This is a genomic window from Collinsella sp. AM09-41 (genome assembly GCF_003473245.1).
GTDB lineage: Bacteria > Actinomycetota > Coriobacteriia > Coriobacteriales > Coriobacteriaceae > Collinsella.
Genome location: NZ_QRMJ01000001.1, coordinates 458,061 through 471,936, shown reverse-complemented (window position 1 = coordinate 471,936; position 13,876 = coordinate 458,061). Strand labels below are relative to the sequence as shown.

14 protein-coding genes are annotated in these 13,876 nt (G+C 59.8%); 8 read left to right on the top strand and 6 right to left on the bottom strand.

Annotated elements, in window-relative coordinates; all coding sequences use genetic code 11:
- Window positions 1-91: 91 nt before the first annotated feature.
- The 6 genes from DW112_RS02070 to DW112_RS02045 form a co-directional block, all read right to left on the bottom strand.
- Window positions 92-901 (bottom strand): gamma-glutamyl-gamma-aminobutyrate hydrolase family protein, encoded by an 810-nt coding sequence (locus DW112_RS02070; RefSeq protein ID WP_118328235.1) that lies wholly within the window; start codon window positions 899-901, stop codon window positions 92-94.
- Between the two features lie 87 nt (window positions 902-988).
- Window positions 989-1,753, bottom strand: coding sequence for an amino acid ABC transporter ATP-binding protein (locus DW112_RS02065; protein ID WP_118328234.1), 765 nt, complete (start codon window positions 1,751-1,753; stop codon window positions 989-991).
- A gap of 36 nt (window positions 1,754-1,789) precedes the next feature.
- Window positions 1,790-2,623 carry an amino acid ABC transporter permease gene (locus DW112_RS02060; protein WP_118328233.1) on the bottom strand — a complete coding sequence of 278 codons (834 nt, stop codon included), beginning with the start codon at window positions 2,621-2,623 and terminating at the stop codon, window positions 1,790-1,792.
- Window positions 2,620-3,279: an amino acid ABC transporter permease gene (locus DW112_RS02055; RefSeq protein WP_006234894.1), complete on the bottom strand. Its 660-nt coding sequence runs from the start codon at window positions 3,277-3,279 to the stop codon at window positions 2,620-2,622. The genes DW112_RS02060 and DW112_RS02055 overlap by 4 nt, the downstream gene beginning before the upstream one ends.
- A 139-nt stretch (window positions 3,280-3,418) precedes the next feature.
- Complete coding sequence (locus DW112_RS02050) at window positions 3,419-4,414, bottom strand: glutamate ABC transporter substrate-binding protein (protein WP_118328232.1); 996 nt, start codon at window positions 4,412-4,414, stop codon at window positions 3,419-3,421.
- 457 nt (window positions 4,415-4,871) lie between these two features.
- Window positions 4,872-6,653: a 1-deoxy-D-xylulose-5-phosphate synthase gene (locus tag DW112_RS02045; protein ID WP_118328231.1), complete on the bottom strand. Its 1,782-nt coding sequence runs from the start codon at window positions 6,651-6,653 to the stop codon at window positions 4,872-4,874.
- A gap of 228 nt (window positions 6,654-6,881) precedes the next feature.
- Here DW112_RS02045 and DW112_RS02040 point away from each other — a divergent pair, with 228 nt between their 5' ends.
- From DW112_RS02040 to DW112_RS10120, 8 genes are all read left to right on the top strand, one after another.
- Complete coding sequence (locus DW112_RS02040; protein ID WP_118328230.1) at window positions 6,882-7,439, top strand: HD domain-containing protein; 558 nt, start codon at window positions 6,882-6,884, stop codon at window positions 7,437-7,439.
- Window positions 7,440-7,442: 3 nt separating this feature from the next.
- A complete protein-coding gene (locus tag DW112_RS02035; protein WP_233545839.1) occupies window positions 7,443-8,462 on the top strand; it encodes a putative ABC transporter permease in 1,020 nt (339 codons plus the stop codon).
- Between the two features lie 196 nt (window positions 8,463-8,658).
- Window positions 8,659-9,936 (top strand): ammonium transporter, encoded by a 1,278-nt coding sequence (locus DW112_RS02030; RefSeq protein ID WP_118328304.1) that lies wholly within the window; start codon window positions 8,659-8,661, stop codon window positions 9,934-9,936.
- Window positions 9,937-10,144: 208 nt separating this feature from the next.
- On the top strand, window positions 10,145-10,483 hold the full coding sequence (locus DW112_RS02025) for a P-II family nitrogen regulator (RefSeq protein WP_118328228.1): 339 nt from the start codon (window positions 10,145-10,147) through the stop codon (window positions 10,481-10,483).
- Between the two features lie 74 nt (window positions 10,484-10,557).
- Entirely contained in the window at window positions 10,558-11,220 is a 663-nt protein-coding gene (locus DW112_RS02020) for a TetR/AcrR family transcriptional regulator (protein WP_158571720.1), read from the top strand.
- 100 nt (window positions 11,221-11,320) lie between these two features.
- Window positions 11,321-12,583, top strand: a complete 1,263-nt coding sequence (locus DW112_RS02015; protein WP_118328226.1) for an MFS transporter — start codon at window positions 11,321-11,323, stop codon at window positions 12,581-12,583.
- A 115-nt stretch (window positions 12,584-12,698) separates the two neighbouring features.
- Window positions 12,699-13,556, top strand: a complete 858-nt coding sequence (locus tag DW112_RS02010; RefSeq protein WP_118328303.1) for an HAD hydrolase family protein — start codon at window positions 12,699-12,701, stop codon at window positions 13,554-13,556.
- A gap of 156 nt (window positions 13,557-13,712) precedes the next feature.
- Complete coding sequence (locus tag DW112_RS10120) at window positions 13,713-13,838, top strand: hypothetical protein (RefSeq protein WP_255413645.1); 126 nt, start codon at window positions 13,713-13,715, stop codon at window positions 13,836-13,838.
- Window positions 13,839-13,876 lie beyond the last annotated feature (38 nt).

Below are 13,876 nucleotides of genomic sequence, written 5' to 3'. Positions count from 1 at the left end.
TTGGCTGTGTGTCTGCCGCGTATAGGCAAAAGGGCGCCCCGCCGGACCATGTGGCCGGCGGGGCGCCCTTATCTGTTGTGTGGCTCGCGAACTAGCGAGCCTGCTTCACCTTGGCCGCTGCCTCGACAAACGACTTCCACAGGTTAAAGTCGGTCTCGAGCGTCTTCCACGTATACTCAGGGTGCCATTGCACGCCCAGGCAGAACGGCTGGCCTTCGACTTCGATGCACTCGGGAACGCCGTCAGTTGCCTTGGCGACCAGGCGTGTGCTCTTGCCCAGGCGGTCGACACAGCAATGGTGTGCCGAGTTGGTCTGGATCAGCCTGTGCCCGCCAACCGCGCGCTCCAGCAGCGAGCCCGGCATGACCTCGACAGGGTGCACGGGGTCGTTGAGCACGTGGGTGTGGCGCCACTGCGTGCGGCCCTCGCGCGCGCCCAGGCTCGGCACGTCCATGCACAGGGTGCCGCCGGTGGCGACATTGAGCAGCTGCGTGCCTCGGCAGGTGGTAAAGAGCGGCTTCTTGGCGCGAAGCACCTCGTTAACCAGCTTAAACTCAAAACGGTCGCGAATCTCGCAGCACAGCGTGGGGTCGTACGGACGCTCGTCGCCCCAGCGTTTGGGGTTGACGTCCGGGCCGCCAGGAATGGCAATGCCGTCGGCGATTTCCACGTAATGACGGATAACATCGATGTCTTCGGTAATAGACATATGCAGCGGCAGGCCACCGGCGGCAAGGATGGCATCGACAAAGACGCTTGCGATTTCCTCGTTGGGGGAGAGCATCTCGCTTAAAAACGGCTTTGCCTCTTCCCAACGCGGCGCGACGAGGATGAGAGGACGGTCGGCGGGGGCAACGTCGACGTGCGGGGTATAGGACGATGAGGTGCGGGTTCCGATCATGGGTGTGGCTTTCGAATTCGGGTGAACATGGCGCAGAGGCGGCGCGGGACAAACGCTGTTGACGAATTTGCCCGCGTGGCAATGGGGTTAGTGGCCCTTAATGGAGTTGAGGAAGTCCTGGGCGCGCTTGGTCTGGGGGTGGTCGAAGAACCCGTCGGGCGTGCCGGTTTCCACGATCTGGCCATCGGCCATAAACACGACACGGTCGGCCACGCGGCGGGCAAAGTTCATCTCGTGCGTAATGACGATCATCGTCATGCCCTGCTGCGCCAAGCGCACCATGACCTCGAGCACCTCGTTGATCATTTCGGGATCGAGGGCACTTGTGGGCTCATCGAAGAGCATGGCCTTGGGCTGCATGGCGAGCGAACGGGCGATGGCCACGCGCTGCTGCTGGCCGCCCGAAAGCTGTGCGGGAACCTTGTCGGCCTGCTCGGCCACGCCTACGCGGCTCAGCAGGTCCATGGCGCGCTCGCGGGCCTCGTCCTTGGAGACGCCCAGCACATCGACCGGTCCCAGCATGACGTTCTGCAGCACCGTCATATGCGCGAACAGGTTGAACTGCTGAAACACCATGCCCAACTCGGCGCGCATGCGGGCAAGATCCTTGCCTTCCTGCGGCAGGGGCTCGCCCTCGATGAGGATCTCGCCCGAGTCGATGGTTTCCAGGCGGTTGATGGTGCGGCACATGGTCGACTTGCCCGAGCCCGAGGGGCCGATCACGACGACGACCTCGCCGCGGTCGACCGAGAGATTGATGTCGTTGAGGACGTGCAGATTGCCGTAGTGCTTATCGACGTGTCTGAGCTCGATCAGCGGCTGATTGCCGGTGGAAGAGGTGCTCTGTGCCATGGTGCTCGGCTCCTTATGACTCGAAATAGTAAAGCGTTAGCGAATGATGGTCGCGCCGGTCTTGTGCGAGACGTAGACGGCGGCCTTGTTGATCGCGACGTTGATGAGGATGTAGATGACCGCGATAACCAGGTAGACCGACACGAGCGCGTCGTAGTTGGTAATGAGCACGCGGGCGTTTTGCATAAGGTCGGGGTAGCTCACTACATAGGCGACAGTGGTGTCTTTGACTACGACCACGAGCTGCGAAATCAACGACGGAATGATAAAACGAATCGCCTGCGGCAGCGCGATTTTAAAGGTGATTTTGGCCTTGGAGAGACCGAGCGCCTGGGCTGCCTCGACCTGACCGCGCGGCACGGCGTTGACGCCGGCGCGGAAGATCTCGGCAAGTACGCCGGCTGCAGCGAGCGCGACGGGAAGCGTGAGCATCCAAAACGACGGCAGTGAAATCTTGTACTGAGGCAGCACCAAAAAGAAGAAGTAGATGAACAGCAGGCTCGGCACGCCACGGAAGAAATCGGTGAGCACGCGGCAGACCAGCTGCAGCGGCTTGATGTCGCTGGTGCGGCCGAGCATAAGGGCTAAGCCCAGCACCAGCGCGATGGCGCCGGCGGTGAGTGCGACTTTAACGGTGCCCTCAAAGCCGGCAAGCAGGAACTTCCAGGTGGTGAGGTGCGTAAAGAAATACCAATAGTGGACTGAAAGCTGACCGGTCACATAAAAGCGCTGCAGCACGAGGACGACAAGCGCGGCGACGGCGACAAGCGAGATGGCGGTGCCGATGCGAATCTTGGCGCGCATCTTGGGGCCGGGAGCCTCGTAGAGCGCATCGCGCATGGTAAGTGCAGGGGAGGAATGTTTGCTCATCGGAGGATCCTCACCTTCTTATCGATATAGTTGCCAATGTGGCTCACCACAAAGGCCGTGCCCAGGTAGCCGAGCGCCGAGATAAAGAACGCGGCGACGCCGCCGAGCGAGCGCGTGTTGATGTAGCTCACCACGCCGGTGAGCTCCTGCGGTTTAAGCGGCACCTGACTGCCGAGCGCGGTGGTGAGCATGACGGCGATAAAGAGGTTGGTCATGGGCAGCACGCTCGAACGCAGCGCCTGCGGGATCACGATCTTGGCGAGGATACGGTTGAAGCTCATGCCCAGCGAGCGGGCGGCTTCCACCTGGCCGACACCGACGGTGTTGATGCCGCTCATAAAGTTCTCGGAGCCAAAGGCAGAACCCAAGAGCACTGTGGCGACGATGACGCAGGTGCGGTAGGGCAGGACGACCTTGAGCGGCGGCAGCGCGTAGACGACGATAATGAGCAGCGCGATGCCGGGGATGTTACGGAAGACCTGGACATACAGGTCGCCAAAGACGCGCAGCGGCTTGAGCGGCGACACGCGCATCACGGTGACGGCGACGGCCAGCACCATGGCGATGGCAAACGACTCAAGCGTCATGCCCCAGGTTGCGAGCAGCGCGTCAATGTAGTTCTGGCCATAGAGCGACCAGAGCTCGGAGAGACTCATGCGGACCTCCCGCCGATAAGGAAAGGGGCTCCCGTGTGTACGGAAGCCCCGACAACTCAGTGAAGAAACAGTTTAGCGCAATAAAGCGCACCGTGCGTTTCCGTATGGTTTCGCAGCGGCTGATGCCATGCTTGCGAGCTTAGGCGCCGACCTCGGGCAGCTCGGGAACGTTGGTGTCGCCCGTGCGGTCGCCGATGCAGATCTGCCACAGCTCGGTCCAAGTGCCGTCGTCCTCGATCTTCTTAAGGAAGTCGTTGACAAAGGCGACACCGTCGGAATCGAGCGGCAGGCCGATGCCGTAGGGCTCCTTGCTGCCGAAGGGCTTGCCGGCAATCTTGTACTTGCCGGGCTCGCGGACCAGGGCGCTCTGCTGCATGTTGTTGTCGATGACGTAGGCGTCAACGCGACCCTGCTGGAGTGCCTGGCGGGCCTCCTCGTCGGTCTTGAACTCCTGCTGGCTGGCCTTGGGAGCGAGCTCCTCCAGGATGGCGGGGCCGTTGGAGCCGGACTGGACGGCGACGTTCTTGTCGGCCAGGTCGTCGACGCTCTTGATGTCGTCGTTATCGGCGAGTACCAGGATGGCCTGCTGCGTGTAGTAATAGGGACCGGCAAAGGAGACGAGCTTCTTGCGCTCGTCAGTGATGGTGTAGGTGGCAAAGACGGCGTCGACCTGGCCGTTCTGCAGGACGGACTCACGCGTGTCAGAGGTCACCTGGGTGATCTCGACCTTGTTCTCGCCCAGAATGTAGTTGGACAGGAGCTGTGCGATACCGGCGTCGAAGCCGCGGGTCTGACCGTCCTTCTCGTTGAGGAGGGAGAAGAGCGTGGAGGTCTGGACGCCACCGATCGTAAAGACGCCGGCATCCTTGACGGCCGTAGCCCAGGTGCTGGCGGCGATGGCGCCGTCATCGGCCTTGGGGCCGTCGTTGACGAGCTTGTCGAATGCCTTAGCGTCGAGTGTGGTGGAAGCCTCGGTATCATTGGAGCTCTTGGAAGAGCCGGCGGCGGAACCCTTGTCGGCCTCGGCGCTGGTGTCGGAGCAGCCGGCAAGACCAAGGCCGGCGACGGTTGCGAAGGTGGCGGCAACGAAGCCGCGGCGGTCGAGAACGACCTGCTGGGAGAGGTTCTTGCTCATGGTAGAACACCTTTCTCAATAAAATCCCTAGCGGTTGAGTAGAGTTATACCCTATCGCGCTCAAATGGGTCAACACGAAATAACTCAGAAACATACTTACCTTATGGGTTATTGTACCTACCAAAAAGGGACAGGCACCTTTGTGGTGGTTCTTGCAGATGTGGTGGCCTGTCTCGCTGCTTTGTCTCAATCTGTAACATCTGCAGCCGTTTTTGCCGAGTAACTGTTACAGATCGAGATTTTCTCTTCAGGGGAATTCGAATGTCTCAATCTGTAACATCTGGACGGCCAAAAGGTCCCTATCTGTTACAGATTGAGACAAAGGTCTGGGACTAAGATGTCTTATCTCAATCTGTAACAGGTAGACGGAAATTCGGGCCCTAGATGTTACAGATTGAGATAATCGTGTCGTGAAAACAAAAACCTCCGCAGGGGTGCTTCCCTTGCGGAGGTTTTCTTACTCGTTGAGTAGCCTTACGGCTTCGGCGGCCATGTTCTCGACCGTCATGCCGTTCTGAGCGAGCAACTCGTTGGGGTCGTAGCGGTCGGGGAAGCCCTTGGCGATGCCAAAGGTGCGCGTGCGCAGCGGCGTGCAGGCCAGATAACATGCCACGCGCTCGCCCCAGCCACCGTCCAAGATGCCGTCCTCGAGGGTGACGACAACGCGATGCTCGGCGACAAGGCTGTCGAGGAACTCACGGTCAAGCTCGGTTGCAAAGCGCGGGTTGACGAGCGTGGCCTCGATACCGTACTCGGCAGCCAAGCGGTTTGCCACGCGCTCGCCCAGCTCAAAGAAATCGCCGAGCGCGAGCACTGCTACGTCGCGACCCTGGCGCACCACGTTGTAGCGAACGGCGCTGTAGTCGGTGTCTTCGGCGGGCGCCAGGTCGGGGCGGCTTACCAAGCCGATGCCCGGTACGCGGATTGCCACGGGATGCTCGCGGTGGTCGAGCGACCAGCTCAGCATGGATAGGTATTCCTCCATGCAGGAAGGCGCCAGGTAACGCATATTGGGGAGAGCGCCCAGCATAGAAATATCAAAGAACGAAAGATGCGTCTCGGATGTGGTGCCAAAGATCGATGCGCCAAACACCAGGATGGTTGCGGGGACATCGTTGAGGCACAGGTCGTGCCACAGCTCGTCGTAGGCGCGCTGCAAAAACGTGCCGTACACACCAAAGACTGGCTTGGCACCCGAGCGCGCAAGCGCGGTGGCAAAGGTCACGGCGTGCTCCTCGGCAATGCCCACATCGACGAACTGTTTGCCGGCGGCGGCGCGAAGCTCGGGTGTAAAGCCCATGATGTAGGGCGTGGCGGCCGTGATGCCCACGACTTGCGGATCGCGCTCGATGGCGGCGCTGAGCGCCTCGCCCGTAATGTCGGCGTAGGTGCGCGGCGCAGGCTCGCTCGGATGGCCCGGGCAGAGCTTGCGCCCAGTCGCCATGTCAAACGGACCCACGTGATGCCAGCGCTCGGGGTCACTCTGGGCTGGCTCAAAGCCCTTGCCCTTGGCGGTGGAGACGTGCAGCACAATGGGATGATCGATATCGCGCAGCTCCTGCAGCGTGTCGACCAGGGCCAACACATCGTTGCCGGCGTCCAGATAGCGGTAGTCGAGCCCCATCGCGCGGAAAACGTTGCGCTCACAGGTGCCGTTGCTGGCGCGCAGCTCGGCCAGATTGCGATACAAGCCACCGTGGTTCTCGGCAATGGACTGGTCGTTATCGTTGACGATGATGATCAGGTTGCTATCGAGTTCGGCGGCATTGTTAAAGCCTTCAAACGCCAGGCCGCCCGAAAGCGAGCCGTCGCCAATGATGGTGATGACGTTGTACGTATCGCCCGCCAGGTCACGAGCGTGCGCCAGGCCGCAGCCCAGGCTCACCGACGTGGAGGTATGGCCCATGGCGAACAGGTCGTGCTCGGACTCGTCGGGATTGGCAAAGCCAGAAGCCTCACCATAACGCTCCGGATCGATATAAGTGTACGCGCGCCCGGTCAGCGCCTTGTGGGCGTAGGTCTGGTGCGAAACGTCAAAGACAATCTTGTCGATGGGGGAGTTAAATACGCGATGAAGCGCAACCGTAAGCTCAACGACGCCCAAGTTGGGGGCAACGTGCCCGCCGACGGCGGCGGAGCTTTCGAGGATGGCGTGGCGAATCTCGCCGCAGAGCTGCGGGAGCTCGGCGCGATTAAGAGCCTTGACGTCCTCGGGCGTTGTCGTTTGCGTAAGCAGCATCGTTGTGGGTTACTCCATGCGAATCGAGCGCCGGCGCTCCCTCGGCCGGCACAATTGCACAAGACAGTCTCGCACATTTTGGCGTTTGATATGTGACGGCGGCGCGGTAATTCGCCAACTGGCGGGGCAAAACGTTTTGTCCGATGCCATACTGATGTGTTCCATGATGTTTTTATCGATTGTGCACAGGCCGTGGCTTGTCGCCGTGGGCCGCTGGAAGGAGGCAGCATGTCCGATACCGTTCGTGCCGAGAAAATCGCGCGCGAAGTAGACCATGCTGCCCGTCAACTGGCACAGGCGGGCCGCTTGGGCCTGACGCGCGAGTTTATCCAGCATGGTGACGTGACAGTGTATGCGCATGTGACCTCGGTCGCGCGGGCAAGCCTGTCCTTTGCCGAGCGCCTGGGCCGTGCTGGCATTTCGGTCGACCGCGCCTCGCTGCTGCGCGGAGCCCTGTTACACGATTACTTTCTCTACGATTGGCACGATCCCGATCCGAGCCATCGACTGCATGGCTTTCGCCACCCGTTTTTTGCCCTGGCGCGTGCGGAGGAAGATTTTGAGCTGACGTCGCGCGAACGGAACATTATCGTGCGGCATATGTTTCCGCTGGTACCGGTCCCACCGACGTGTCGCGAGGCATGGATTGTGTGCCTGGCCGATAAATGGTGTGCTCTGCGCGAGACGGTCGCCGGCCGTCTGCCGCGCAAAGGCGGCGCGAACGATTTGAACGAGGGCTCGAGTGACGGCTCGAGCAAAGATTCGAGCGAAAAGAGGAGAGGGTAGACGGTGGGGACCGCGATTGATATGGCGTTTGGCGGCGCGACGCTTGCCACCTGCCCACTCTCGGCACTGGTGCTCTCGTTTGCCTTTTACGGGTTTTGCGGCTGGGCATGGGAGTCGACAGTATGCGCCATGCTCAATCACGGGCGATTTGCCAACAGCGGCTTTTTGCTGGGGCCGTGTTGTCCTATCTATGGTGTGGGCGGCATTGCGTGCTGGTTGCTGCTGCGTGGAATCCCAGACGCCTCGAGCCAGTTTGTCGCTGCAGCGCTCGTATGCAGCGTGATTGAGTACAGCGTAGGCGTGCTGTTGGAAAAAACAACGGGCGCTCGCTTTTGGGATTACTCGCACCTGCCGTTTAACTTGCACGGACGCATCTGTCTGTACTGGGCCTGCGCGTTTGGCTTGGGTGCGTTGTGCATTTGCCGCGTAGTGGAACCGGCATTGCTGGGGCTGCTTGGCCATCTGCCGGTGCTGATTGTGCGGCTGTCCGCCTTTATCGTCGCGGTCGCGATGATGGTCGACACGGTGTGCTCGTTGGCGAGCTGGCGGCGTCTGTCTGATCAGCTGGAGCGCGTCCGGGCCGACTTAGCCGACCGCATCAATGAGTCGCTTGCCGATGCCTCGGACTCAATGCTCGAACGTATTCCCGATTCTACGATTGACTCGGTGGCACAGACGCACATCCGTAGCCGTGCCGTTAACGCGTGGCTGGCCGAGCTGGGTGACGCCGCGCTCGATGCCCTGCGCGAGAAGGCTTCGATGCCGACATTTATCTCGGATGGTGCTCGCGGCCTGGCGCTTGCCGCCCGCCGCGTGGCCGATGCCGCGCCGAGCATGCCGCGTCCGTCGCTCAGTCGCCGCCTTGCCGGCAAGCGCATGAGCCGTCCGGTGCCGAGCGTGTCGCTCAGCCGTCGCGACCTGCGCTTCTTCAATGCCTTCCCGCGCTTGCGTATCAACCGCTATGAGGGCGTCATCCGAGCTACCAATCTCCGTGACCGAGCCCGCGAACTGTTCCGGCGCTAGGGGCTGGTGCCACGGAGGCACCTTGCAAGTGCTCGTTTCCCGTTCGTTTCGCGTCCGTTGCCGCGCCGTTTCCAAGATTGCGGCACCGTTTCCATTCGACAACGCAGCGTTTAACAACGCCGTATCTGGTCTACACCAGTTGCCCCTCGGCCGCATTATGGGCGCCGACAACGTTCATGCGACCAAGGGAGAGCGAATGTACGATACGGGATCGACAACGTTTATGCTCATCTGCACCATGCTCGTGTTTTTAATGACACCGGGTCTGGCGTTTTTCTATGGTGGCCTGTCCAGGCGCAAAAATGTCATCAACACCATGCTTATGTGCTTTGGAGCCATTGGTCTGGTCGGTGTGCTGTGGATTGTCGCCGGCTGGTCGCTGGCCTACGGCGGCGATGGCTCGAGCCCGTTTATTGGAGGCCTTGACCAGCTACTGTGCCTGCCGGTGCTCAACCAAGTACTGCAGGCGGCTGAGGGCAATGCTGCGGACGGTGCCGTCTACCCTCAGATCATCAACATCGCCTTCCAGATGGCGTTTGCCATGATCACGGCCGCTATCGTCACGGGCAGCCTGGCCGGCCGCGTTAAGTTTGGCGCCATGACGGCCTTCCTGGGCATTTGGCTGCTCGTGGTCTATGCGCCGCTTGCCCACATGGTCTGGGGCGGCGAGGGCTCCTTTATCGGCGACATCATCGGCGCGCTCGACTTTGCCGGCGGTGACGTGGTGCACATTTCGTCCGGTCTGACGGGCCTGATTCTCTGCTTAATGCTCGGCCGTCGTCGCGGTTTTGGCATGGTGAGCTACCGTCCGCATAACGTGCCGTTTGTGGCGCTGGGCGCCGGGCTGCTTTGGTTTGGCTGGTTTGGCTTTAACGGCGGCAGCGAGTTTAAGGCCGACGCCGTGGCGGCGCTTGCCATCCTCAACACCGTGACGGCCAGCGCGGCGGGCATGGTCTCGTGGCTCGCCGTTGAGCGCGTGCACACCGGTCGTCCCACGCTGGTGGGTGCCAGCACCGGTTTGGTTGCGGGCCTTGTGGTGGTCACGCCGGGCGCGGGCTTTGTCGAACCGTGGGCAGCGCTGGTCATGGGCCTGGTCGTATCGCCCGTCTGCTACCTGGCCATCAGCCATCTCAAGACCAAGTTCGGCTACGACGATGCGCTCGACGCGTTTGGCTGCCATGGTATCGGCGGCATCTTGGGCGGCGTGCTCACGGGCCTGTTCTGCGTGCCGGAGCTTTCGTGGACCGGTAAGGGCGGCCTGTTCTACACGGGTGACATGTCGCTGCTCATCTCGCAAATCCTGGGCATTGTGGTGACGGTCGCTATTGTGCTGGTGCTCGACTTGGTGATTGCCGCGGTGGTCAAGGCGCTGTTCCGCGGCAGCCTGCGCGTGGACGAGGCCGATGAGGCACTGGGCTTGGATGCGAGTCAGCACGGCGAGAGCGCATACCCCTCATTCTCCGGACTCGATTAGCAGCTTCCCCAAGCACCGCACCTTGCCGTTCAATCGTCGCTCACGTACTTAAGTACGCTTCGCTCCTCTTTCACGGCAATCTGCGGCACTTGGGAAACCTGCTAAGACCAGTCAGTTGAACTTTTTTGATCTCTGAGGTTGGTTTACGGCACCTGGGAAACCCGCGTCTCATGTAAAGGGATACGTTGATTATTGAGAGGAATTCACTATGAAGAAAATTACGGCGATCGTTCGTGCTGAGAAGCTTGAGGTTCTCAAAGACGCGCTGTTTGCTGCCGATGTTCGCGGTATGACTATCAACCAGGTGCAGGGCTGCGGCTCACAGCATGGCTGGAAGGAATACGTGCGCGGCAACGAGTTGCTTGTCAACACGATCCCTAAGGTGCAGTTCACCCTTATCTGCGCCGATGAGCACGTCGACGGCATTGTCGACATCATCTGCAATGCCGCCCGCACCGGTGCCGTTGGAGACGGCAAGATCTGGGTTGAGCCGGTCGAGGAGGTTATCCGCATCCGTACCGGCGAACACGGCCCTGCCGCGGTGTAGGATCGACCGCCTGCCATCCGCAACGTTAAAATGCTGCAATGAGGCACAAGACTTGCGTTGCGGATGGGCGGATTATGGGTCGCAATAAATATCCCGAGGAGACGGTCGCGAAGATTCTCGACGCGGCACTGGAGCTATTCTGCGCACAGGGTTATGAGGGGACGAGTATTCAAGATATCGTTGACCGTCTCGACGGCATGACTAAGGGCGCTGTCTATCATCACTTCAAGAGCAAAGAAGAGATTTTCAACGCCGCGTTTGATCGGGCGATGACTCCGATTGTTGAGCACCGCCGCTCAATGCTTGGCGTCGGTAATATGACCGGCGCCCAAAAGCTAAAAAGGCTTTACGCTCCCGAGTCCGTTGTTCCGCAAATTGAGCTATGGGCACGCATGCATCCTGCAGCAGATCCGGTAAAAAGCTCGCGCCTACTGGCGATGCAGTACCAGGGCTCATTTGACGAGTCGGCCGATGGCTGTCTCTTGCCAGTGATCGAGGAGGGCATCGCCGACGGCTCCATTGCGTGCGAATGCCCGCGCGAAGCGGCGGAGGCCGTATCGTTGTTGGCGAATCTTTGGCTGCTGCCATTGTTCCGTCCGCTCGAGCCCAAGGAGCGAATGCTCGCTCGCGCACAATGTTTGGCGCAGATGGCTGCCGCGGTGGGGCTCGATTTGGGTAATGAAGTGCTTCAGACAACGGCGCAGATTTGGGACGTATGGGACCGCGCCGGGTGGTAATATAGATACCAACGGTATGTAATTGATTTGTGAGGGTAGCCACGGCTGCCCTTTTCAAGTCATTAAATACATACTAGTGGTATGTATAGGGGGTGGGCTTATGGCTGGGCTGAGAGACGTCGGCGTCTCGTTGAAATCAAAAACAGTGCGGTCAATCAGGCTCGCGGAACTTCTGGTTGCGCAGCTGTGCACGTATTCGATGCTGTCGGCGCTGTGCTTTGCGTATCCACTTTACTTGTTCGATTGCAGTGGATCGTCAACGTTATATGGCGCCGTCGTGGCGACGGCGTTCATACCCGGCGTACTCGCAACTCCGGCTGGTGGGATCTTAGCGGATCGGGGAAGACACCGCGAGGTCTTCGTGTCCCTCGGCATTGCTCTGATGACTGCATCACTGCTGTCTATCCCCATGAAGCGCTCGTTGCCTCTTGCGGTCGTCGTAGTAGCGATACTTTGTGTTCAATATGGTGTTCAATCGCTGCTAAAGCCAATGCTCCAAATTGAGACGGTGCGTATGGCGGGTGAAGAGAAGGTTGAGCGGGCCACTGCATTGGTTTCGCAGATGACCATGGTGAGCAATATCTTGGGTCCTGTGGTCGGGACGGCAGTCTATGGGTGCTTTGGCATCGATGCTCTTTGCACAACCGCGTCGGTGGCGTTTGCGATTTCAGCTCTCTTGTTTGGGGTCGCACTCAAGCAAAACGCCTCATCTGAAACGATGAGAGACGGCGCGACTCGCACGACATGCCGAAACGATTTTCGGGAGTCGATTCGGTATCTGTTGCAAAATGCATCATTGGTCGCTGTGATTTTGCTTGCGGCAGTTTTGAACCTTGCGTTGGTTGGGCTAACGATTGGCGCTCCCATTATTGTTACAAAGCATCTCGGCATGCAATCGTCCTGCGTTGGGATAGTTGAGGTTGCTCTGGGCCTGGGTGGTCTTACCGGCAGTGGCTTGGTCGGCATTTGGCCGCATCGTTTTTCTTTCAATGGCATATGTCGATATGTTGCGATGATCTGTTTTGGAGTCGCGCCGATTATTGTTACGCTGCTGTTCGGCGTAGATGTATGCGTGTTCACCGTGTTTGCGGTTGGTTCGGCATGGGTCATGGTGTGGGCGAGCATTACGTCGGTTGAAATCATCGCGTTTGTTCAGCGGGTAGCGCCGACTGAGCTCTGCGGAAAAGTGCTTTCGGTCGTTTACATGGTGCTTTCCTGTGCAGCGCCTATTGGCCAATTGGTTTACGGGCTCGCATACGATCGATGGACTCCGGCGATTGTATTCGCAGGCATGTTGGCGGTGCTGACATTGACGACGGTGCTGTTTTATCGGCTGAAAAGTCGCTTGTGGCGATTGTCTTAAGGCGCTGGGGCACCGTGAATGAGCGGAAGCATTGTCCCGCCGCGCCGGGATGTCATTGTTCGGGCCTGCCTCTCCTTCGTCTACAATATCGTGCAGACGAAGGAGAGGCATGCCCATGATCAAGATGTTTGCGAGTGACTTAGACGGAACGCTGCTGAACGCTCTGCACGAGGCAGATGGGACCATCCGCCGTGCCATTCGCGAGCTAACCGAGGCTGGCTTGCATGTGGTTCCCGCGACCGGACGCTCGACGCTGCCGATCGGCGAGCATGGCTTTACGGGCCTGGCGCTTGACGCCTGCTGCTCCAATGGGTCCATCGTGCGCGACAGCCATGGCGAGGTGCTCAAGACCTGGACCATCGACCCGCAGATTACCGAGGAGCTGCTCAAGGAGTTCCCGGATATCTGTTTTGACTGTTCCACGCCCGATGGTATGTTCTCGAGCGGTTCGTTCGAGATGCACCAGGCGGGTTTTAAGAAGGACGGCCCTATCAAGCGCATCGTGATGCGTGGCATGCGTGCACGTGGCGGGTACCACGAGGAGCAGTATTTCGACCAGTCGATCGGTGACATCCTGCGCCACGATGTGTGCAAGATCAACTGCCGCGTGACCTCGCCCGAGCTGGAGCGCGACCTTAAGGCATATTTGGCCGAGCGATCGGACCGCGTGGTCAACGCGCCGTTCGATCCGGTGATGTTCGAGATCACGGACGTGGCGTGCAACAAGGGCGAGAGTGTGGCCTGGCTGGCGGGCTACTACGGCATTGCCGAGGATGAGGTCGCGGTCTACGGCGACGGCGGCAACGACATCGCCATGCTCAAGCGTTTCCGCCACAGCTATGCGACCAAAAACGCTAGCGATGCAGCTAAGGCTGCTGCGAGCGCAACTATCGGCAGCTGCATGGTCCACGCCGTCCCCAAACACATGCTCGCCACCATGCATAAGCAGAGCTCCCGCACCATCATTGAATAATGTGACAAAGGGACTGTCCCTTTGTCACAGTGGGGACTAGCTTCTTTAAACACGAACATATATTCGCATATTTAACTGCGCTTTGATAGAATTGTTGCTGTTGGCGGCAGTTCCATGTGCCGGGCAGCGCCCTCCATCTGATGGGAAGTGATGCCCATGACCGATTTGATTGATTTCGTGAGGCTCCTGACCGTTTTGGCCTCGCTCCTCACGACGCTTATCGGACTTTCCGAGGCACTCAAGCAGCGTTCGAAACAACGTAAAAGGGGTCGCCGCCGCTAAGGCGTTGACCCCTTAATCCACGCAACGGCGCTGCCCAG